This window comes from Streptomyces sp. NBC_01460 (assembly GCF_036227405.1).
GTDB lineage: Bacteria > Actinomycetota > Actinomycetes > Streptomycetales > Streptomycetaceae > Streptomyces.
Window position 1 is genome coordinate 333,727 of sequence record NZ_CP109473.1, and the last position, 19,008, is coordinate 352,734.

Annotated in this window: 18 protein-coding genes; 9 read left to right on the plus strand and 9 right to left on the minus strand. The window is 69.8% G+C overall.

Going from position 1 to position 19,008, the window contains the following annotated elements:
- The first annotated feature begins 41 nt into the window (after positions 1 to 41).
- Entirely contained in the window at positions 42 to 1,301 is a 1,260-nt protein-coding gene (locus OG488_RS01595; RefSeq protein ID WP_329225141.1) for a hypothetical protein, read from the plus strand.
- A 75-nt stretch (positions 1,302 to 1,376) separates the two neighbouring features.
- Here the strand turns inward: OG488_RS01595 and OG488_RS01600 are convergent, their stop codons facing one another.
- The 3 genes from OG488_RS01600 to OG488_RS01610 all read right to left on the minus strand — a co-directional run bounded on the left by OG488_RS01600 (position 1,377) and on the right by OG488_RS01610 (position 4,246).
- Complete coding sequence (locus OG488_RS01600) at positions 1,377 to 2,867, minus strand: FG-GAP repeat protein (RefSeq protein ID WP_406460494.1); 1,491 nt, start codon at positions 2,865 to 2,867, stop codon at positions 1,377 to 1,379.
- Between the two features lie 157 nt (positions 2,868 to 3,024).
- Positions 3,025 to 3,588 (minus strand): peptidoglycan-binding domain-containing protein, encoded by a 564-nt coding sequence (locus OG488_RS01605; RefSeq protein WP_329225142.1) that lies wholly within the window; start codon positions 3,586 to 3,588, stop codon positions 3,025 to 3,027.
- 82 nt (positions 3,589 to 3,670) lie between these two features.
- Positions 3,671 to 4,246, minus strand: a complete 576-nt coding sequence (locus OG488_RS01610) for a TetR/AcrR family transcriptional regulator (protein WP_329225144.1) — start codon at positions 4,244 to 4,246, stop codon at positions 3,671 to 3,673.
- 289 nt (positions 4,247 to 4,535) lie between these two features.
- Between OG488_RS01610 and OG488_RS01615 the strand changes: the two genes are divergently transcribed.
- The 3 genes from OG488_RS01615 to OG488_RS01625 all read left to right on the plus strand — a co-directional run bounded on the left by OG488_RS01615 (position 4,536) and on the right by OG488_RS01625 (position 8,340).
- Positions 4,536 to 5,189: a CatB-related O-acetyltransferase gene (locus tag OG488_RS01615; protein ID WP_329225146.1), complete on the plus strand. Its 654-nt coding sequence runs from the start codon at positions 4,536 to 4,538 to the stop codon at positions 5,187 to 5,189.
- 17 nt (positions 5,190 to 5,206) lie between these two features.
- Positions 5,207 to 6,484, plus strand: a complete 1,278-nt coding sequence (locus OG488_RS01620; protein ID WP_329225148.1) for an erythromycin esterase family protein — start codon at positions 5,207 to 5,209, stop codon at positions 6,482 to 6,484.
- A 395-nt stretch (positions 6,485 to 6,879) separates the two neighbouring features.
- Complete coding sequence (locus OG488_RS01625) at positions 6,880 to 8,340, plus strand: amino acid permease (RefSeq protein WP_329225150.1); 1,461 nt, start codon at positions 6,880 to 6,882, stop codon at positions 8,338 to 8,340.
- Between the two features lie 89 nt (positions 8,341 to 8,429).
- Here OG488_RS01625 and OG488_RS01630 read toward each other — a convergent pair whose 3' ends face one another.
- A complete protein-coding gene (locus OG488_RS01630) occupies positions 8,430 to 9,050 on the minus strand; it encodes a hypothetical protein (protein WP_329225152.1) in 621 nt (206 codons plus the stop codon).
- A gap of 402 nt (positions 9,051 to 9,452) precedes the next feature.
- Here OG488_RS01630 and OG488_RS01635 point away from each other — a divergent pair, with 402 nt between their 5' ends.
- A complete protein-coding gene (locus tag OG488_RS01635) occupies positions 9,453 to 10,613 on the plus strand; it encodes a PP2C family protein-serine/threonine phosphatase (protein WP_329225155.1) in 1,161 nt (386 codons plus the stop codon).
- A 319-nt stretch (positions 10,614 to 10,932) separates the two neighbouring features.
- Positions 10,933 to 11,511, plus strand: a complete 579-nt coding sequence (locus OG488_RS01640; RefSeq protein WP_329225157.1) for a dihydrofolate reductase family protein — start codon at positions 10,933 to 10,935, stop codon at positions 11,509 to 11,511.
- Positions 11,512 to 11,694: 183 nt separating this feature from the next.
- On the opposite strand, the gene OG488_RS01645 is transcribed toward OG488_RS01640, so the two are convergent.
- On the minus strand, positions 11,695 to 12,207 hold the full coding sequence (locus OG488_RS01645; protein ID WP_329225159.1) for an AAA family ATPase: 513 nt from the start codon (positions 12,205 to 12,207) through the stop codon (positions 11,695 to 11,697).
- A gap of 481 nt (positions 12,208 to 12,688) precedes the next feature.
- On the opposite strand from OG488_RS01645, the gene OG488_RS01650 reads away from it, so the two are divergent.
- Complete coding sequence (locus OG488_RS01650; RefSeq protein WP_329225161.1) at positions 12,689 to 13,342, plus strand: hypothetical protein; 654 nt, start codon at positions 12,689 to 12,691, stop codon at positions 13,340 to 13,342.
- 197 nt (positions 13,343 to 13,539) lie between these two features.
- Positions 13,540 to 13,935 (plus strand): DUF6355 family natural product biosynthesis protein, encoded by a 396-nt coding sequence (locus tag OG488_RS01655; protein WP_329225163.1) that lies wholly within the window; start codon positions 13,540 to 13,542, stop codon positions 13,933 to 13,935.
- 121 nt (positions 13,936 to 14,056) lie between these two features.
- On the opposite strand, the gene OG488_RS01660 is transcribed toward OG488_RS01655, so the two are convergent.
- Together OG488_RS01660 and OG488_RS01665 are read right to left on the minus strand one after the other, a co-directional pair.
- The gene (locus OG488_RS01660; protein ID WP_329225165.1) at positions 14,057 to 14,323 is read right to left on the minus strand and encodes a hypothetical protein; all 267 of its coding nucleotides are present in this window, start codon (positions 14,321 to 14,323) and stop codon (positions 14,057 to 14,059) included.
- A gap of 172 nt (positions 14,324 to 14,495) precedes the next feature.
- Entirely contained in the window at positions 14,496 to 15,326 is an 831-nt protein-coding gene (locus OG488_RS01665) for a class I SAM-dependent methyltransferase (RefSeq protein WP_329225167.1), read from the minus strand.
- Between the two features lie 61 nt (positions 15,327 to 15,387).
- Between OG488_RS01665 and OG488_RS01670 the strand changes: the two genes are divergently transcribed.
- Positions 15,388 to 15,984: a TetR/AcrR family transcriptional regulator gene (locus OG488_RS01670; RefSeq protein WP_329225169.1), complete on the plus strand. Its 597-nt coding sequence runs from the start codon at positions 15,388 to 15,390 to the stop codon at positions 15,982 to 15,984.
- Between the two features lie 118 nt (positions 15,985 to 16,102).
- Here the strand turns inward: OG488_RS01670 and OG488_RS01675 are convergent, their stop codons facing one another.
- Entirely contained in the window at positions 16,103 to 17,680 is a 1,578-nt protein-coding gene (locus OG488_RS01675; RefSeq protein WP_329225171.1) for a purple acid phosphatase family protein, read from the minus strand.
- A 147-nt stretch (positions 17,681 to 17,827) separates the two neighbouring features.
- Complete coding sequence (locus OG488_RS01680) at positions 17,828 to 18,853, minus strand: alcohol dehydrogenase (RefSeq protein WP_329225173.1); 1,026 nt, start codon at positions 18,851 to 18,853, stop codon at positions 17,828 to 17,830.
- Positions 18,854 to 19,008 lie beyond the last annotated feature (155 nt).

The window sequence follows — 19,008 nt, forward strand, 5'->3', positions numbered from 1 at the left end:
GCGCCCGACCCCTACACCCCACCACGGAGAGCGGTACGCACATGCTGATCGGACGACCACTCAGGGCCGCCCTGCGGTCCGCCGCCACCGCGGCCCTCGCCGGGCTGCTGATCTGGCCGGGCGCCGCGAGCGCCACGACCACCGGCACACAGGACTCACCCACGACACGGGCCACGGCAGCGGCGGCCACAACTCCCGAGCTGCTGCTCGGCCAGTCGACCCGTGGCGCGTGGGACGACTTCAACAGCTTCGGGCAGAACGCCGACGGCGGGTCCGTCTACTACGAGCTCCGCAGCGGTGACTGGGTCAACAGCGCCCACCGCGACTTCGCGACCCTGCTCGCGAACCAGGGGAAGACCGTCCAGGTCGGCATCAGCTGGAAGGACAACCCTCCCGGTTTCAACGGTGGGGACGAGAACGCCAAGGCGGCCCGTTCACGGGAGGTCACCGCCGAGATCGCCGCGGGCGGCCACACCGCTTCCCTCGACAGGCTGCTGGCGTTCACCAACAGCCATCCCTCGGCCCGGTTCAAGCTCCGCCTCGACTACGAGGTCAGCAGCTTCTACCACTGCACCGACGCGAGCTGCTCCTCCTACAAGGGCGCGTTCAACCGGCTGGCGTCCTACCTGGACGGACGCTCCACCGCTCACAACCTCGACTACGTGTTCCACCCCGTCCGGGGAGAGTTCGAGGCCATGTACCCGGGTGACGCGGCCGTCGACTGGATGGGGGTCTCCGTCTTCGCCCACGAACTCTGCCTGCCTCTCTACGACCGGGGCTACCTCTACAACGGCACACCGCCGCAGAACTACGACATCGGTGCGAGCCAGTGCCGCAACGCCTACATCGGCACGGATCAGCACGGCAATCCCGCGGCGATCTGGCGCAACTTCGACCACGACGCCAACGTGCTCAAGCTCGTGAAGTTCGCGAAGGACCACGGCAAGCCGGTCGTGCTCTCCGAGGCGGGCATGATGAACTTCACCGCGGACGGAGGCGCCACCGACGGCCTCGAACAGCAGCGCGGTGACCTGTGGGTGAAGCGCCTGTTCTCTCTCATGAACTACCAGGGGCCGATCCCCAACCTCCCGGGTACCTACGACCTCCGCGGTGTGATCCGCTCCGTGGTCTACATCAACCTGGACTTCCGTTACGGGTGGGACGGCATCAACGACGGGAGCTTCGACTTCCCGCCGGACACCACCTGGTTCGTCGACGGACGGCTGTCCCGCTACACGGCGGCCAAGGCGTCCTTCTGCCAGGGCCTCACGGCGAACGGCTTCACCGCACGCTGCCGCTGAGTACCGTCATCCGTCCTCCTGTCGGGACCGGCGCACCGGAGGGCCTGCGGTGGGCCCTCCGGTCACGTCACCGGCTCACTCGTCGATCGACGCGCCGAAGAGCGCGTCGGCGCCCGAAGCGCCGAGTGAGCCTCCCCCGTACGACCACGAGCCCGTGCTCACCGTCCCGGTGGTCGACGCGGGGAGCCACCAGACGACCCCGTCCGATGTGTTCTCCCCAGGTGCGGCGGCCAGGAGTTCGGAGCGGCCGTCGGCATCCGTGTCGGCGAGGCGTACCTGTCCGCCCCACCGGTCTCCCTTCTCCGCGGATCCCGGTACGCCTGCCGACTCCTGGTCGAAGGACTTCGCCCCGGAAGCGGTCAGCCCTGCGGCCGAGCCGCGCAGCACCCGTACCCCACCGGCGTCCGCCACCGTGCCGATGTCCTCACCCGGTACGCCCACGGCGAGGTCGGCGTGGCCGTCCCCGTCGATGTCGGCGAGGGATACGTCGGCACCGAATCCGTCGCCGAGCTCGGCTGTCCCCGGTACACCGGCGCTGTCCTGTGTCCACACCTGCGCCGGGGTGCCCAGGTCGTCCGTGTCCGCCATTCCCTCGGCCGAGCCCAGGTGGACGCCGACCATGCCGCCGGTGAGCGGTTCGTTCACGTCCTCCGGTCGGTCGGGCCGGCCGTAGACCAGGTCGTCGTATCCGTCGTCGTCGATGTCTCCCGAGGCCGTGGCCGTACCACCGGCGAGATCACGGGCGTACTCCGGTCCTGCGGCACCGCCCATGTACATCGCTGACCACGCCCTGCCGTCCTGTTCCAGGCTGCGGCCGGACACGACCAGGTCGGCGTATCCGTCACCGTCGTAGTTCCCCGTCGTCAGGGAGGCCGGCAGCAGCGCCTCACGGCCGGGAGCACCATCGGTGTCGAGGCGGCCCGTCGGTCGCAGCGAGCCCGCGTCGTACGTGAACAGGGCGGCGCCTGAGCGGTCCGCCACGGCGAGCTGGTCACCCGCGGTCTCCCCGCTGAGCCGGGCGGCGGCGACAGCCAGGCCGAACCGTGCGTCCGCCTCGGGTACGGCGGACCGCAGAGTGGCGACGCGCGCGGTGGTCAGACCGTTCCTTGATCCGTAGAGGACGGTCACGCGGCCCGCGTCGGTCACCGAACCCTCGTCCTCGCCCGGCAACGAGATGATCGCGTCATCGAATCCGTCCCCGTCGAGATCACCCGAGGCCACGGCCGTGCCGAAGCCGTCGCCGGGTTCGGCGGAGCCCGGGACGCCCGCGGTCGACTGCCCGAACACCGCCGTCCGGACCCGGGGAACGCTCGTGGCGGTGCCCATCCCGTTGGCGGCGCCGTACTGCACGGTGACGTACCCCGCGCCCTTCTTCCCTCCGTCGGTGCCTCCCGGCGCACCGGTGAGGACGTCGTCGTAGCCGTCGCCGTCGAAGTCGCAGTTGCGGTCATCGGCGTAGGTGCCGCCGGGTGTTCCCGCGAAGGCGCTGGGCGCGGCGGTGACGCCCATGCCGCTCAGCAGCAGGAACGATGCGGCAGCGAGGACTCTGGAAGGCCTGTTGGTCACGGTCTGCTCCTGGGGCGATCGGTGACGGGTAGCGACACTGGTTGGATGCACGGCGCCCGCCGGAGGTTGTGGCCGGCCGGCCCTCTGTGGCAATCGGTGACAACAGCCGGAAACGGACCGTGTCATGCCTGCGCCGCTCATCGCGGCTCGGTCCCGCTCAGCCGCTCAGTAGGCTCATGGTCCTGGAGCGTAGGTGGATGCGGGTGCCCGTCTCGAAGACGTGGCCCCCGTCCCCCTGCATCACCTTGTGGAGGTGGTGGGCACCGCCGTCGTGGGACCTGGTGGTGTCGCCACGGTGGAACTCCACGAAACCGAAGAGCCCACCGCTCCTGTAGCGCACGGCGCTCCCGACCCACGACAGTTTGTCGTCCGCCCTGCTCCAGGTGGCGTCGCCGACCATGCCGTCGCCGCTGAGCCCGTGTCTCCTCTGCCACGTGATGGTGGCCGTCTTGGTCACGGGGCCGAAGTCACCGCCGACGTCGGAGGGCTCCATCAGGTGTTCGGCGGCCAGGATGCTCTGCCACAGCATGACGATGTCGGTGTTCGAGGACTTTCCACAGCCGTGGCAGAGCGAGTTGCCGAGCTCGTCGAAGTGGTCGCCGAAGTCATCCGTGACGGCTCCGTCGCCGTCCACGAGCGTGGTGACGTACGCGCCGGAGTTGGCCGCGTAGGCGGCAGGCGCCGGGCTGACGGCCGCGACCAGCGCCAACCCCGTGGCCAAGGCTCCGAGGCCGAGGTTCCAACAATGTGACGGCTCGGTCGCCACGCCGCCCGGACCAGCTTCGCAGGGGTGGCCGGTCAGCTCACGCGGGTTCACCCATGCCCGCGAAGAGTGCCTCGATGACGCGGTCGACGTACTCATGGGTCAGGGGTTCCTGGGTGATCAGGAACTGGAAGTAGAGCGGCCCGGAGAGGATCGCCATGGCCAGGCCCAGATCGAAGGCCGGCGACAACTGGCCTTGGTCCCGCGCGGCTTCGAGCCGGGCCACGGTCTTGTCGGCCTGCGGTGAGATGAAGCGCTCGTTGAGGGCGGAGGCGACCTTCGGGTCGGCCTGGGCCTCGCCGACCAGCGCCTGGAACAACGGGCCGAAGGGAGGATTGCCCAGCAGGTCGACGGCCGCGTGGATCTGTTCACGCAGGTCCGCGACGATGTCGCCGGTGTCGGGGTAGTCCAGGCTCGGCTCGTGCAGGGAGAGCAGCGAGTCGAGGAGGAGGGCGCCCTTGGACGGCCATCTGCGGTAGATCGTGTGCTTGCCGGCTCCGGCGCGGGCCGCGACCGCTTCGATACTGAGCTTGGCGTAGCCGATCTCCTGCCCCAGCTCCAGCGTCGTCCGCATGATGGTCTCGGTCCGGCCGGCGCCGCGGCGGGGGTCGGTCATTCGGCCAGCTTATCGGTACGGCACGTGCCGTACTTGACGCGACCCCGGCCGGTGCATTTTCCTTTGCGGCACGACACGTGCCGTTCTGAGGAGGGACCGTTCGGGCGCCGGCGTGATGATGGTGGGCTCCGGCCCGACCGGCCTGATGCCGGCCTGTGAACCACGACCGGCCGGAACAGCTGCTCGACAAACGCGCCGGTGAACTCGGCTCCTTTCCAAGGAAGTTCAGTACTCCTCGGCAACAACGCGTGACGCGTCCACACCTCCACGGAGAAGGAACTGATCAGAGATGCCGCCTGTCCCCGCCGACCCGACCGTGGTGCATCCGATGCCCGGCCAGCCGCGGGTCGTCCTGCTCAAGCCGCTGGTCACCTCACCGCTCATCGAGGTCGGTGAGTTCACGTACTACGACGATCCGGATGACCCGACCGCCTTCGAGACCCGCAACGTCCTCTACCACTACGGGCCGGAGAGACTCGTCATCGGGAAGTTCTGCGCGCTGGGCGAGGGCGTGCGGTTCCTCATGAACGGCGCCAACCACCGGATGGACGGCCCCTCCACGTTCCCCTTCCCGATCATGGGCGGATCCTGGTCCGACCACTTCGACCTCATCACCGGCCTGCCCGGACGGGGCGACACCGTGGTGGGAAACGATGTCTGGTTCGGCTACGGGACGATGGTGATGCCCGGCGTGCGCATCGGCCACGGAGCGATCATCGCCTCCGGCTCCGTCGTCGTCGACGACGTCCCCGACTACGGCATCGTCGGCGGCAACCCCGGCCGGCTCCTGCGCCGCCGCCACAGCGACGCCGACGTCGACCGCCTCCTCGCCCTTGCCTGGTGGGACTGGCCCCTCCCTCACCTCACCGAGCACCTCCGCACGATCATGTCCGGCACCGTCGACGACCTGGAAGCCGCAGCGCCCGGCCCCTCCCGGCACTGAGAATCGAGCCTTTCACCATGCCCGCTCCATCCCCCGGCGCCTCGTTCACGGACTGGCTCCGCGGACACGCCGTCCCGCTCGCCCATCTGGACCCCGACGCGCCGCTCGACGACCTGGAACCCCTGCGCGACGTCATCGGGGATGCCCGCGTCGTCGCGATCGGCGAGCACTCCCACTTCATCGAGCAGTTCTCCCTCCTGCGCCGGCGCCTCCTGCGGTACCTCGTCGAACGCTGCGACTTCACCGTCCTGGGCTTCGAGTACGGCTTCAGCGAAGGGCTCCCTCTGGACTCCTGGGCCCGAGGAGAGGGATCGGACGACGACCTGGCGGCCCACCTCGCCGCAGCGGTCCCCGTGGGGATCTCAGAGCCCCTGCGGTGGATACGTCGGTACAACCGCACGGCGTCGTCCCCGGTACGCTTCGCCGGGATCGACATCCCCGCGGCAGGCGGTTCCCTGCTTCCCGCCCTGGAACCGGTCGCCGACTATCTGCGCCGCGTCGACCCCGAGACCCTGCCGGCACTCGAGACCGCGATGCGGACGGCCTCCTCGTTCGCCGGTGGCTCGGCAGCCGTGGCCGCGCCCGCGTGGGCGCGCCTTCCCGCCGCCGACCAGGACGCCCTCACCGCGATCCTCTCCCGCCTGCTCGTCCGGTTCCGCGCCCTCGAACCGCTCTACGTCTCCCGCGGCGACCGGCGCGACTACGAGCTCGCCCTGCACCAGCTCGAAGGCGCCCTCCACGGCGACCACACCTTCCGCGCGATGGCCGGCCTGTTCGCCGGAGACGGTCTCACCGCGGACACCTCGGCCCGGGACGTCTACATGGCCAGGTCGGTCCTCTGGCACCTGGAACGTCTCGCCCCCGGCACCCGCATCGTTCTCGCCGCCCACAACGCCCACATCCAGAAGACACCCATCGCCTTCGACGGCCACCTCACGGGACTCCCGATGGGACAGCACCTGGACAGGGCGCTCGGCGACGACTACTTCGCGCTCGGCCTCACCAGCGTGGCCGGACACACCGCGGAGATGCGGCGCGACGAGAAGGCGCCCTTCGGCTTCACCCTCGCCGACACGGCGCTGGAGCCGCCCGAGAAGGGAAGCGTCGAAGCCGCCTTCGCCGACGCCGGTTCCGGGCTCGGCTTGGCCGATCTCCGCCGGGCGCGCACGGAGGTGTCCGACGGCCCCGACCGCATACGGCTGCAGAGCACCTACGTACGCACCCCGGTGCTCGACGCCTTCGACGGCGTCCTCACCACCCCCGCCTCCACGGTCACCGCGGATCTCGCCATCTGACGACGGACGGGCGCCCCCTGGGGTGCGGGAACGGCGGATCGCCACTCGCACCCCGCCGGGTGCGACCGATGAGTCCGCCCTCGCCCGGCTCGATCCACCGGCCCGCCGGCCGCGCGGAACCCGCACCCGCCACCGGACGGACGTGCCGGACGCCCCCTCCGCCGACCTCGACGACGCACGCCGGGTCGCGCGGCCGGTCAAGCGCCGCAGCTGAGATCTCGCTTACTTTACTTTGCCGAAACCTCTGAAATACCTCAGATTTGTTTTCGTCAGGCACTGCGCACTGCCAGAATCACAGGGTTCCTGATCATGCGCCTTCGAGCCATCGCCGGGCGCCTCCCCCACGGGCCCGGCCGGGATCGACCACCTTCCCCTCACAAAGGCGACCCTCCCCCATGAGTGACGGCAGCATCACAGCAGCCGATCAGCTCGGCGCAGACGCGTCCGCGCCGAGCTCCCCCCACGTGGACGCCGGCGACGCCGGGTACAGCAAGGACCTCAAGTCCCGCCACATCAACATGATCGCCATCGGCGGTGCGATCGGCACCGGGCTCTTCCTGGGCGCGGGCGGCCGTCTGGCCGACGCCGGCCCGTCCCTCGCCATCGCCTACGCCGTCTGCGGTGTCTTCGCGTTCTTCGTCGTGCGCGCGCTCGGCGAGCTGATCCTCTACCGCCCGTCGTCCGGCGCCTTCGTCTCCTACGCCCGTGAGTTCATGGGCGAGAAGGGCGCCTTCGCGGCCGGCTGGCTGTACTTCCTCAACTGGTCGACCACCGCGATCGCGGACATCACCGCCGCGGCGACGTACGCCCACTTCTGGGGCATGTTCAGCGACATCCCCCAGTGGGTCCTCGCGCTGATCGCCCTCGCCGTGGTGCTCACGGCCAATCTCATCTCGGTGAAGTACTTCGGTGAGATGGAGTTCTGGTTCGCGATCATCAAGGTGGCCGCTCTGGTCGCGTTCATGCTGATCGGCATCTTCCTCGTGGTCACCCAGCATCCGGTGGACGGCCACACCCCGGGGCTCTCCACCGTCTCGGACAGCGGCGTCTTCCCCGTCGGCACGCTTCCGATGCTGCTCGTGATCCAGGGAGTCGTCTTCGCTTATGCGTCCGTCGAGCTGTGCGGCGTCGCAGCGGGCGAGACCGAGAACCCCGAGAAGATCATGCCCAGGGCGATCAACTCCATCATGTGGCGGGTCGGCCTGTTCTACGTCGGCTCGGTGGTACTGCTCGCCCTGCTGCTGCCGTACACCTCCTACAGCGGGGACCAGAGCCCGTTCGTCACCGTCATGGACAAGCTCGGCGTGCCCGGTGCGGCAGGCGTGATGAATCTGGTCGTGCTGACCGCCGCGCTGTCCAGCCTGAACTCCGGCCTCTACTCCACGGGCCGTATCCTGCGTTCCATGGCCCTGTCGGGTTCCGCGCCCCGCTTCACCGGTCTGATGAACAAGGGGCAGGTGCCCTACGGCGGCATTCTGCTGACTGCGGGCTTCGGGGTGCTGGGTGTCGGGCTGAACTACGTCGTGCCCGGCCAGGCATTCGAGATCGTGCTGAACTTCGCGTCGATCGGCATCCTCGGCACCTGGGGCATGATCATGCTCTGCTCCCTGGTGTTCTGGCACCGCTCGCAGGACGGCCGGGTCTCGCGGCCCGCCTACCGCCTGCCCTGGGCCCCGTACACCCAGATCGTCACACTGCTGTTCCTGGTCGGTGTGGCCTTCCTGATGTGGTGGGGCGGCGGCGTCGGCAGGACGACCGTCCTGTGCCTGCCGTTGATCGCTGCCGCGCTGGTCGGAGGCTGGTTCCTCGTCCGTGGCCGGGTGAACGACATGGCACGGGCGAAGCAGGGCGCCTGACCTCCTCCCCCGAGCGGATGTGTGGCCTCCACCTGCACAGGTGGAGGCCACACCCGTTTCCATCCCATGGACGGCACCTGCGCGCGGTCTCAGCCGCTCAGAGGCGAGCCCCACGCGGAGTCGTGCCATACCCTCCCGCTCAAGCCCGCCAGCAGATGCTCCGCAGCGCTCAAAGCGATGTCCTGCGCCGCCCCGACCGCGGTCAGGGCCGCACTGAGCCGTGCCGGTGCCCCCTCCGGCACGTCCAGGTCGTTGAAGAGGGGAAGAAGCAACAGCAGCCGGGCGTCCGGATCACCGATCCCACCGGCTTCCGGTGCGGGGCTGTCAGCGATGCGGACCAGGTCCCGCCACGTCAGCCCGCGCGCCGAGAGCTCCCCCTGCCCCGTGGCGATCTGCTGGGCGCGGCTCAGGCCCGGCGGGACGAGCAGGAAGTCGGTGCCGTGGTCGCCGACCAGGTTACGGAAGACCACCACGACTTCGGAGCCGTCGGCGCCCGGGAGCCGGAACACGGGCCACCGCGCGGGATCGAAGAGGATCTCCGACAGGGCATCGGCATCGGCGGTGTCCTCGCCGAACCACTCCGGAACGGGACGCACGTCACCGGCTCCACCGGCACAGACGGCCGACAGATGGTTCGACCAGAATCCCGGGCGAGCCAGGAGTGCCTCGCCGGCATCCAGCGGAGCGTCGTCGTATCTCCCGTTCAGCACCTGGGAATCCTCCCACCAGCCACTGACATGGGTCACTCCGGGTACCGGTCGTGTACGGCGGCCGACCCTCACTGCAAAAGGCCGGGCCCCGCACATCCCGCGGCCTCCCGGACCGCCGTTCCGGGACCGTCCGCGCTCGTCGTAGGGGGACGGCGGCGTCCACGCAATGAGCCAGATGGTGCTGTGGAGTGGCGTCGCGGAACCTCTCCGCTGTTGGCTTGACCCGACTGCCAGGTCGACGCTCGTGGGTGACGGTGACCACGCGTGTCCGGTGCCCCTCACCGCCCTGGAGTCCGTCATGACCTGCGGCAACACCCTTTGCCGGACCGTCCTCGACCGCCCCGTGCATGTCCTGCTCCGACGGCCGCTGTGAGCGGTGCCCGAGCCGGGGACGGTGAGCGCTTGCTGCACGAGTTCCTGGCCCACGTGCATTCCACGGCCCCGACGAACCTGCCCGGCATGGTCAACCGATTCGCGGTCCGCCTGGGACTGCGCCAGGTCGACATCTACCTCGTCGACCTGCAGCAGCGACAGCTGACGCTGCTCTCGGGCGAACGGCGTCTGCCGGTGGACGGGTCACTGGCAGGCTGGGCCTTCCGCGCGATGGCCCTGCGTGTAGAGGACACCGACAGCGGCGAACTGATCGTCTGGCTTCCGCTCGTCGACGGCGTGGAACGCCTGGGAGTCGTCGGCATCCACCTGACTTCGCTCGACACCACGCTGCTGGAACGCTGCAGGACGATCGCGTCCGTCCTCGCCATGGTGATCACTTCCAAACGTGCGTTCAGCGACCGGTTCGTACAGCAAGCGCGCACCGGGACGATGACCTTGCCCGCCGAGATGCTGCGGGCCCTGCTTCCGCCCCGTTCGATCGGTGAGGACAGAGCCATCTCGACCGCGGTCCTCGAGCCCGCCTATGAACTCGGTGGGGACGCCTTCGATCACGCGCTGACGGAGTCGACGTTGCACGCCGTGATCCTCGACGCCATGGGACACAACCTGGCGTCCGGGCTGACCACCGCGATCGCGATGGCCGGCTGCAGAAGTGCCCGCCGCAGAGGATCCGGGCTGCGCGAGCTCGCCCATACGGTCGACGACACACTCTCCGAATGGCTTCCCGAGCAGTTCTGCACGGGAATCGTCATGGAGCTGGACATGCCCAGCGGGATTCTGAGCTGGGTCAACTGCGGGCATCCGCCACCCCTGCTCATCCGTGACCAGCAGGTCCTGGAAGACGCTCTGGCGTATCCGGGCGAACCTCCGATGGGCACGCCCGCCACACTCGGAGGCTCGCCGCGTGTCGTCCATGAGGTGTCACTACAGCCCGGGGACCGCGTCATCCTGTACACGGACGGCGTGACCGAGGCGCGCCTGGCCGGCGGAGCCCAGTTCGGCCTGTCCGGATTCACGACGTCCATCATCCGGGCCACCGCCGCCGGAGAACTCGCCTCCGAGGCACTGCGTCAACTCATCCACTCGCTCCTGGAACACCAGAGAGAACGCCTGAACGATGATGCGACGATCCTCATGCTCGAATGGCGCAGACAGCATCCGAGCGGCTAGTCGGCGCGCATACGGCGACGCCCTCACCCGCCCCGCCCACGCGCGTGAACAGCGACGCGGCGCACCGTCGTTCGACGAGCACCATGAAGCCGAAGGACCTGACGCGCATCCGCGGTGCGTGCACCGAAGCGACAGGTCTTCTCGCTCGGCCGGTCCCCCGGGATCGCGGCGAACGAGCGGTCTTCAGGAGTCCATGGCGATGAGTTCTCCCGTCGTTCCGAGTCCCCGTCCCAGACCACCCGTCCTCGGAGGCCCTGCCTGAGCATCCTCTCCTGACACCTCCCCTGAACCACGATCAACCGCACGCGAGGAGAACACCATGGCCGCCAGCTACACATTCGACGTCTTCTCCAGCCTGGACGGATTCGGCGCCGCCGGGGGTGACTGGACCGGTTACTGGGGCAGGCAAGGCCCCGAACTCCTCGCGCACCGCCTCGCCCTGTACGGCGAGGAGCAGCGCATGGTCTTCGGGGCCCGTACGTACCGGCTGTTCGCACAGATGCTGGCCGCAAGCACCGAGGAGTCAGATGTGCGTGACCCATGGGTCACGCGGATGAGGAACATGCCGGCAACGGTGGTGTCGACCACGTTGGAAGCGCCTGTCGACTGGCCGGACGCGGAAGTCGTGAGCGGAGACGCGGTGGAGGTCGTCGCCCGGCTCAAAGAGGAGTCGGATGTGCCGTTGCGCTCGCACGGAAGCCTGTCGATGAACCGGGCGTTGATGGCCGCAGGTCTGGTCGACCGCGTTCAGGTGACACTCTTCCCCGTGATCACCGGGCGAAGCGGGCTGGACCCCGTCTTCCAGGGTGCGGCCGACTTCGACCTCGACCTGATCGAACAGCGGACGCTCGACGGCCACATCCAGGAGCTCGTCTACCGGCCCGCCCTCCACGCCTGAGTCCCTCCGGGGATTCCGCACCGTCGAGCAGCCGGACCTGACCGGGGTTTCCAACTGCCGCACAAGGGTCGGGATCATGCGCGGTGGCGGCCCGGCGGCGGTTTCCCGCCGGGCCGCCACCCGTCTCCGCTTGAGGCCGACGCACCCCGTGCAGGCCGGGAGGCGGCAACGCCCCGGCCGCGGTCAGGTCACCGCGGCCAGGAAGTCCAGCGCCGCCGCGACGTTCGACTGCAGGTCGACCACACTGTCCAGCACCAACCGGTCGTCGACCCACGGGGCGAACTCCGCCCGCCGCCGCTCCACCGCTTCCCAGCTCGGCTCGCTGAAGCCCTCGATGTCCCGGGACCGGCTCCCGAGCCGCCGACGGTGCACGGTCGGATCCGAACACACCACCTCGATGAACACCAGGGGCACGCCGTGACGGCTCGCCAGTGACCGCCACTGACCCCGCGCCTCCTCGACGGCGTTGACCGCGTCGACGATCACCGTTTGTCCCAGGGCCAGCACACCGTCGGCCACAGCCTCGGTCACGGCATACGCCGCGAGGCCGGTGGTACGACTGCGAGCCACACCCGCACGCCACATCGCCGCCTCGATCGGATCCACCGACACGACCGGAGCGGCCAACTCCCGCCCCAGCGCCTCGGCGACCGAGGTCTTCCCCGCACCGGGCAGCCCGGCCGTCGCGATCAGCATGACCACACCCTCGCACGAGGAAACGCCCGCCCGCTGCCCGCCCGGGACGGACACGAACGGCGGTTCCTCCTCCCCCTGTCAGGGTGTTCTCGTCCCAGGCCCTCGCGGCCGGACAGCGAGGGCGGGTGCCCCACCCGCAGGGTGACCGACGACGGTGGCACCGCCCCTTCAAGCAGCCGACTGAGACACAACTGCAGCGGGAATGATGCGCATTCAGGCACGGAGAGCCGTCTACTCTCTCGTGAACCCACGACACGGATCCAGGAGGGACACAGGAATGAGTGGAAACGGGGGCGGGACGCCGTGGAGTCCGCACGGCGGCGGACAACCGCCGCAACCGGGTTGGCCACCCGTGCCGCCGGCGGGCCCGTGGCCGCCGGGTCGGGCACGCCGACTGACCTTCGGACGTCTCTTCAATCCGTTCGCTGTGGGGCGCGCGGTGTTCACGCCGTCCCGTCCCGACCGCGTGCACGACCCGGCCGTGAAGAGGGTGCAGGTCCTGCGGACGGTCGTCGGCCTGGTCGCCATCACGTGGATGCTGTTGTCGTACGGCCTGGCATCGGACACCGACGCCGTCGTGGACGACCGCTTCGCCCAGATCCGTACCACTCTCATCGTCCTGGCCGTGACCTTTCCGGTCGCTGTCGCCATTTTCATCGCAGCGGCCCGCCCACCCAACCGGCGCCTGTTCCTACGCCGTGTGGGCAAGCCCGCCGGAGCCCTGCTCGCGCTCTTCGTCGCGCTCGCCGTACCGAGACTGATCACAGGGCTGGGCTACGTGGACGAGAACACGGACTGGACCGCCTCGGCAGGACGGGTGGCTCTGCTGTTCGCCCTGGGCGCCTTCCTGCTGTGGCTCGCCCCCTTCGCCCTCTACGGCATCGCCCAGTCGCTCGTGCACGTCTTCCGGACGGCGGACCTCCACGAGACGGTTCCTCCTCTGCTGGCGACACTGCTCGTCTGGGAAGTCACGCTCTTCGACGTGTTCCGGGGCGCCTACGACAGCGTGCCGTTCGGGGTGCGTGTGGCCTTCACCCTGGGCGCCCCCCTGTCCGTCACCGCAGTGGCGATGTGGGAACTGCGGCGGCTGCGCAGGCGGCACGGAATCACCGTGCGCGGAGCGCTGCTTCGCTGAGCCGTCACGGCGGGGCATGTCCCGGCGGCCGTCCTCGAGGTGCAACCACTCGATCCGGTGACATTCGGCTATCTTTTACGCACAGTGAGTTACGGTTGCCGTGCCGATGAACGGCGCGCCCGGTCAGGAGCCGCCGACCAGGCATACGCCCATCCGCCGGCTCCCCTCGCCCTCACTCGCCGTATGAAGGAATGCCTGTGAAGCCCTCCCTGGCCCGCACCCGTCGAATCGCCTTCGCGGCAGCGTCGGGCGCACTCGTCGCGACGTCGATGGTTGCGTCCGCAGGTCCGACCTCCGCGGAATCCGTCCGCGGTCCTGAAGTACGGCAGACGCGTCCGAGCGCCGCCGTGCAGTGCGGCTTCTTCCGGTACAGCGTCCGGGAGTCCCAGTTCGCCGGATACAACCACTGCGGCGAGACGACGGTGCTGGTCCACGTCGACGTCAGGGGAGGCGGCAGCACGAACGACTACCACCTCTGTGTCAGTCCCGGCCCCACGCAGCTGCCGGGCGCCGGCCCGAACTACCTCAATGCGTACTACATCGGCGGCGCAGGGTGCCGTAGCGGGCAGCGCACCGGACACACGTCTCACTGAGACCAGGTGCGGCACGCCTCTGCGTCCGACCTGACGCCGCGTGGCCCCTACATACCCTGCCGCCGACTGCCCGCGTCGTGCGGAACAGGCGGTCGGTGGCAGGGAAGCCTGGGGCCACGAGTCACCCCGTCGACTCGTCCGGGGTGGGCTGCTCCGGGTGGACGCCGGCATTGCGAGCGGCGCTGCGGCCCGAACCGGCCTCGTCGGGGTCGGGCTGGTCGGGCTCGGCATCCGGCTCCGCCTCCGGGCGTTCGGCGCCCGGCGGAAGAACCACGTCGAGGGCGTCCTCGCTCTCCTGGACCTGCTGGTCGGGCATGTCGGCGGGTATCGGCGGCGGGCTGGCCTTCGCACCGCTGTAGGCGATTCCTGAGGGCCTTCGGTCAGTCATGTCCTTGCTCCCGTCGATGTGCGCCCGTTCTGGTGCGGGGGCGGGCGGTGTCGCACCTCGCGTACCCACTGCCCACCGTACGACGCATGCCGGTCACGTCAGCAGACGGTGCCGTCCGGGACGAAGGCGTCCGCGATCTCGGCACCGGGGGTGCACCTCGGCCTTGATGCGGTCATGCCTTACCGGAGCGGGTCGAGGTGACCACCACCGTGGTGTACGGCACGGTGACGGCGCCGCCGAGCGTGTCGATCACGGTTCCGACGCCGTCCAGGACGTCCGCTAGTTCGTCTGCGGCCATTCGGGTGAGGGCGCCGAACGTGGGGAGCTGGTCCAGCCACTGCTCCCGGGTGTATCTGCGCTCCCACGCGAAGCGCCACTGCTCCGGCTCGCTGAACCTGCCCGTCCGCCGGATCCCGTCGGCGATTCTCGCGAACAGCGGTTGGGCCGCGTCCAGGGCCGATCCCTTCACCGCGCCGAGACTGATCGGGGAGTCGGGGGCCACCCGGCGGTGCGCCTCGGCAAGCGCGTCGGTCACCGCGTCCGGGAGCTGGGGGACGTGATGGAAAGGGGCGAGCCGGCCGCCGGGCCGGAGGACCCGGGCCGCCTTGGCCGCACCGGCGACAGGGTCCACCCAGTGCCAGGCGGTGCCGGCGACGACCGCGTCGAACTGCCGTCCGGCAGGCTGCCAGTCCTCGAACCTGGCGACCTCGACCTCGATCGGGCCGCGTCGCGCGAAGGCGGCCATCCGCTCGTCGGGCTCGACCCCGAGCACGGTGCAGCCGGCCGCCTGGAACTGCCTGGCTTCGATGCCGGTCCCCGCCCCCACGTCGAGCACGTCTCGACCCGGGCTTGTCGCGACGATCCGGTCCACCAGCGCATCGGGATACGGCGGCCGGGCCCGGTCGTAGCGTGCGGCGTCCACACCGAACGACTCGGCGACCTGCCGGTGACGGTGGGGCTCGGAACCGGAGCGGCCCGGCTCTCCTCGGGATAGAGTGGGCATGCGCCCACTCTAATGGGCGCTTGCCCACGTGTGGAAGCGGGACGGAGCGGAGAGAGACACCATGCCGTCAGGGGTACACATCCACAACGTGCGTGACCAGCTGTTCGCGGCTGCCGAGCGCGTCCTGCTTCGGGACGGGCCCGACGCGCTGACCAGCAGGGCGGTCACGGAGGAGGCGAACTGCTCGAAGGGCGTCCTGCACCGGCACTTCACCGACTTCGACGCCTTCCTGACCGAACTCATCCTTGACCGCGTCCGCGGTATCGAGGACCGGGCCACGGTCCTGAGGGCGGCCGCGGGGACCGGGAGCGTGGTGGACAACCTGACCGAGGCACTGCAGGACCTGTTCGGGCCGGTCACCGTGGCGATCGTCGCGCTCATCACCTTCCGCGACGGCCTGCGCGCCCGGCTGCGCCAGGCCGGGCTCGCAGGCATTCCCCTGGTCATGCAGGCAAGCTCCGCGATTGCCGCCTACCTTGCCACCGAGCGGGAGCTGGGACGCCTGGCCGACGACACCGACGTCGATACGCTCGCCCCCGCCCTGGTCGGCGCAGCGCACCTGCTGTGCGCCGACCGGGCGAGCGCCCCGCCGCAGACCGCAGCCGTTCGCAGGACGGTGACCAGCGTCGTCGTCGGCGCCCTGCCGCTGCGCGCGTGAAACGTCCGCACGCGGGTCACCGCCGGCGCGCTCTCCGCTCGGAGGAGACCGCTCCGGCGGCGAGGCGTTCGACGGCAACTCCGTTCCGACAAGCAGCCCTTCGGCCCCCTCAGACCCTTCAGCCTCGGCTGATCTCGAAGTGGTCGACGCGCTCCCCCGACTCGGCGAGCGCCGTGACCTTCATCCGGGCGTGGCGGCCGGTCTCCACCTCCACCGCCAGGAACGAGAAGCCGGTGTAGCGCACCCGGGACCACTCCACGGTCTCGGTCGCCTTACCGCCCCCCTTGGCCACGTGGTACGTGTCGACGCTCTCCAGGTCCGCGACGTGGCCCTCGTAGCTGTCGGGTGCCGGGAAGTCGTACAGCGCCTTGCCCGCACCACCCGCCGTGACGTACACGATGCCGTCCCGGGTGGGGTCGGTGCGCTCGCCGATCGGGACCGTGCGCCCCACCGCGTTCTTCAGGATCGCGTCGGTGCGCTCGTAGACGTGGTTGTGGCCGTTGATGACCAGGTCCACCTGGTGCTTCTCGAAGAGCGGTACCCACGCGTCGCGCACCCCGCCGTCCGAAGCGTGCGCGTTGGTCGTGGAGAACGCGCAGTGGTGGAAGAACACGACGACGAAGTCGATGTCCTCGCGGGCACGCAGCTCTCCCAGGCGCCGGTCCAGCCAGCGTGTCTGCCTGCCGCCACTGATGCCGAAGTTGGCGGGGATCTCGTACGAGACGTCGTTGGCGTCGAGCGCGATCACGCCGACGTTGCCGTGCGTGAAGGAGTAGGCGCCCGGCTGGCCGACGGGATCAGGTCCGTTGTCCGGGAGTGTCCAGCGGGCGTTCTGCCCGCCGTAGCCGTCGGGCGAGTACCACGCCTCCATGTCGTGGTTGCCGGTGGTCACCATCCACGGCACGGTCTTGGCCACTGTCTCCGTCTGGGCCAGGAACTGGTCCCAGGTCCGGGCGTCGTAGGAATCGGTGGCCTGCCCGGACCCGGACGGGTCGGCGTAACAGATGTCGCCCGCGTGCAGGTGGAAGGCCGGGTTCTGGCCCAGGATCAACTGGTCGTTGCCGAGCGCGTGGTAGCTGACCCCTTGGTCACCGAAGGCCGTGAAGGTGAACGGCTCGGCGCGCTGGGGCGCGGTGGTGAAGGTACCGAGCGTGCCGAGGTTGCGGGTCTCCGCGGGGTCGAATCCGTCGTGGCCCACGCCGTAGTAGTACGTCGTCCCGGGCTTCAGCCTTTCCAGGGCCGCGTGTACGTAGAACTGCTCGGCTGCCGCGATCTTGCCGTTGTTGAGCGGAGGCGTCGTCAGGTGCCGGATCTCGGCGTCGATCCTGCGGCTGAGCGCCCAGGGCTTGAGCCCGATCCGGATGTAGGGCCGCTTCACGGCGAAGGGGACCTGCCAGGAGACCGTCATCTGTGTCTTCGCGTCGGCCCCGTACGCGAGGTGCCGACCGAAGGGCGCGACCAGAGAACCGTCCACCTGCGTCGAACTGGCTCGCGACGTCGCCACGTCCGGCGCCGCCGCGTAGGCGGACGGGGAGGCGAGTCCAGAAGCCACGCCGGTGCCCACGACAGCCGCGGTGGCCGCACTCGTACGGAGCACTCCGCGCCGGGTCAGCCGGGCACGCAGGTACTCGTGCTGCTCGGCCATGCTCATGCGGTCGGCGAGCTTCTCGGGGATTCCGAAACGGGGGATGTCCATGGCCGAAACATCCACGGGCCGTATGACGGCATTCCCTCGGATACATGAACGCTACACATACATGATCCCATGTGTCTCCATGGTGGACGTGGCATGACAACGGGTGGGCCCCTCCCGGCGGACCGCCCGTGCCCGCTGAGGCCGGCGTCAGTCGGTGGTGAGGACCATGCGGAAGCGAGCGGCCCCGGAGAGCATCTTCCGGTAGGCCTCGCCCACCTCTGCCAGGGGCACGGTCTCCGCGGTGGGGCGGATGCCGTGAAGGGCGCTGAAGTCCATGGTGTCCTGCACGTCCTGCGCGGTTCCGGACGGATGACCGCGGACGCTCCTGCCCGGCATGATGAGCTGGAGCGGGCTGATGCCCAACGGTTCGGGCGTGACTCCGATGACCACGAGCTCGCCCCGGTGCGTCAGCCCGTCGACGGTCGCCGTGATGGCCTCGGAATTGCCGGCGGTGGCCAGCACCACCTTGGCTCCTCCCAGGGACCGCAGCGCGTCCGCGACCGGAGTCGGCCCCGTGCTGTCGATGTAGTGGTGCGCCCCGAATTCCTCGGCGAGGCCGGCCTTCTCGGGCCCCCGGGCGATGACCACCGTCTCGAATCCCATGGCCACGGCGAACTGCGTACCGAGGTGCCCGAGGCCGCCGAGACCCAGCACGGCGACCCGGTCGCCCGGCACGGCCGTACTGCGCCGCAGCCCGTTGTAGGTGGTGACCCCCGCGCAGGCCAGGGGGCCGGCGTCCGCCGCCGAGAGGGCCTCGGGGATGCGTGCGAGTGCGTCCACCGGCGCGATCATGGACTCGGCGAAACCTCCGTCGTACGCCCAGCCGGGGACCTTCAGGTTCTCGCAGACGATGAAGTCGCCCTGCCTACAAGCGGTGCAGCGCCGGCAGCTCCCTCCGAACCATCCCACCGTCACGCGGTCCCCCACCTTCCACCCGGCCTCCCCGGCTCCCTGCCCCAGCTCCGCGACGCGCCCGGCCACCTCGTGCCCCGGAACCAGCGGAAACGGCACGCCGGGCATGCCGCCGCTGACAAAGGCGTCGTCGCTGTGACAGATCCCGCAGGCCTCGACCGACAGACGTACGTGGCCGGGGCCCGGGTCGGTCACCTCGCGCTCGACGATGTCGAAGGGGCCGTTCGGGGTAGCGACCTGCGCGGCTCGGTAGGTGGCCATGGCTGTCTCCGTTGATCAGGAAAGGGAGCGGGCAGCCGTGGCGGACGGCGCGGCGAAGGCGTGGAAGCTCTCGCCCCGGTGCTTCGGCCACAGCTGCCGGACCGCCAGGCCAGGAAGGGCGCGGGCACTCTCCGTCCGGCGCTCGCGCGGACCTG

What these genes read in the sequence shown, in the direction of transcription:
- OG488_RS01670 (WP_329225169.1), top strand. Translation starts at nt 15,388, where the DNA reads ATGCCGTCAGGGGTACACATCCACAACGTGCGTGACCAGCTGTTCGCG.
- OG488_RS01640 (WP_329225157.1), top strand. Translation starts at nt 10,933, where the DNA reads ATGGCCGCCAGCTACACATTCGACGTCTTCTCCAGCCTGGACGGATTC.
- OG488_RS01615 (WP_329225146.1), top strand. Translation starts at nt 4,536, where the DNA reads ATGCCGCCTGTCCCCGCCGACCCGACCGTGGTGCATCCGATGCCCGGC.
- OG488_RS01610 (WP_329225144.1), bottom strand. Translation starts at nt 4,246, where the DNA reads ATGACCGACCCCCGCCGCGGCGCCGGCCGGACCGAGACCATCATGCGG.
- OG488_RS01675 (WP_329225171.1), bottom strand. Translation starts at nt 17,680, where the DNA reads ATGGACATCCCCCGTTTCGGAATCCCCGAGAAGCTCGCCGACCGCATG.
- OG488_RS01680 (WP_329225173.1), bottom strand. Translation starts at nt 18,853, where the DNA reads ATGGCCACCTACCGAGCCGCGCAGGTCGCTACCCCGAACGGCCCCTTC.
- OG488_RS01660 (WP_329225165.1), bottom strand. Translation starts at nt 14,323, where the DNA reads ATGACTGACCGAAGGCCCTCAGGAATCGCCTACAGCGGTGCGAAGGCC.
- OG488_RS01645 (WP_329225159.1), bottom strand. Translation starts at nt 12,207, where the DNA reads ATGCTGATCGCGACGGCCGGGCTGCCCGGTGCGGGGAAGACCTCGGTC.
- OG488_RS01665 (WP_329225167.1), bottom strand. Translation starts at nt 15,326, where the DNA reads ATGCCCACTCTATCCCGAGGAGAGCCGGGCCGCTCCGGTTCCGAGCCC.
- OG488_RS01595 (WP_329225141.1), top strand. Translation starts at nt 42, where the DNA reads ATGCTGATCGGACGACCACTCAGGGCCGCCCTGCGGTCCGCCGCCACC.
- OG488_RS01620 (WP_329225148.1), top strand. Translation starts at nt 5,207, where the DNA reads ATGCCCGCTCCATCCCCCGGCGCCTCGTTCACGGACTGGCTCCGCGGA.
- OG488_RS01625 (WP_329225150.1), top strand. Translation starts at nt 6,880, where the DNA reads ATGAGTGACGGCAGCATCACAGCAGCCGATCAGCTCGGCGCAGACGCG.